This window comes from Psychrobacter sp. FME13, from assembly GCF_014861395.1.
Lineage (GTDB): Bacteria > Pseudomonadota > Gammaproteobacteria > Pseudomonadales > Moraxellaceae > Psychrobacter.
This window is the reverse complement of sequence record NZ_RRYV01000296.1, coordinates 1-1,410: the sequence shown is the minus strand read 5'-3', so window position 1 is coordinate 1,410 and position 1,410 is coordinate 1. Positions and strand designations below refer to the sequence as shown.

Below are 1,410 nucleotides of genomic sequence, written 5' to 3'. Positions count from 1 at the left end.
ATACTTTAAATTTAAAGCCTGCTATAGCCACGCCCTTTTTAACCTGTTCATAGCTGATTTTTAGGTCTGATTTTTCATTAATTTCATTAACCGCATTATCAAGAACACGAGCTTTAAAGTTGCCCATAGTTTTATAATCGTTGACACCTAAACCTAGCTGTTCTCTGAATGTTTTAAGTTCAAATAATGAAGTTTTTTTAGCGGTTTTCCATTGCACTAACAACTCGTAGAGTCGTACTGAATAAATGCTTTTTAATTGTGATGTTTGCCGCAATAGATATTGTGTAAAGTACTTCTCAAGACCATGAATTCTAGATATTTCGGTTACAACGTCGTAAGTAAAACAAACCTCTATAGCCGCCTCATTATCTAAGTATTTAACACGCTGTAGCCACCGAGACTTTACAGGTTTGCCGTCTATATCATCTATAAAAGTAAAACGACGTTCGAAAAGCGTTTTCTCTGCGTCTAATATGGCTTGCCGCGCCGTCTGCCGTGATACACCAAACACGTCCGCATAGCGTGATGCTGCTATGATTAAGGGCTTGTCTGTACTTAGTCCTTCGCCTGTTTCTCGTGCATCAATAATTGCTAGCTGAATAATCCGAATTTCAATCAGTGATAGATTTTGTATAGCCATATTCAAACGATTTGACTTAACTACTGTGTCAGTTGCCATATATTCCACCTTAAACCGTATTTATATACATATATTACACTATGTATATAAATATACAATAATTTATTATGTATATAATTGACAGGTAAATGTATATGAATTGACAGGTAAATGTATATGAACTGACAGGTAAATGTATATGAACTGACAGGTAAATGTATATGAATGGGCTCGGAAAGCTTTATGATACGTGGCTTACATCAAGCTTAAAAGCTTTTAAAAACATTAAAAACATTAAAAACCTTTTTGGTTGTTGATAACTAAGAAAGACAAAAAATAAAAAAACCTAGAAAATAATTCATTTTTACGTTCAAGATCATCTAATCTACTAACCTATCGTATGACGCACTGGAAACAAGGAAAAAACTGATTATGGTCGTCTATATCGTTTAGATGACACTAAAACGCTTTCATTTGCTCTATTTAACGATTTAGGCTCATTATCTACATAACCCCTAGTAAATTCGTTTAAGTCGCTCTGAGGGGCAGATACGGGCTTTCTAGGAAGGGATTTATTGTGTTCCTCGCGCTCTTTTGCTGGATTACGCAATAATTTAAAAATTTCTATGTTTCGCTCGATCAAATCAGCAGTAAAAATTTCAGCTACTCGTCTGCTATCGTTAATGAAATCAGTTATTTTGCTATCTGCACCAATTTTCTGAGCAAAGTTATCAATTAGATTAAGTTGCCTAGTATCAAATTTATCAGGGGAATCCTCTGTTGTCTCCCAA

General features: G+C 34.7%; 2 protein-coding genes. Both read right to left on the bottom strand.

Annotated features, from left to right (window positions below; translation table 11 throughout):
• A partial coding sequence (gene repM / locus EI164_RS16150) for a replication initiation protein RepM (protein ID WP_192520993.1) occupies positions 1–679 on the bottom strand: 679 nt, incomplete at its 3' end.
• 370 nt (positions 680–1,049) lie between these two features.
• Positions 1,050–1,410, bottom strand: a 361-nt coding sequence (locus EI164_RS16145; protein WP_192520992.1) for a hypothetical protein, incomplete at its 5' end; no start/stop codon positions are given.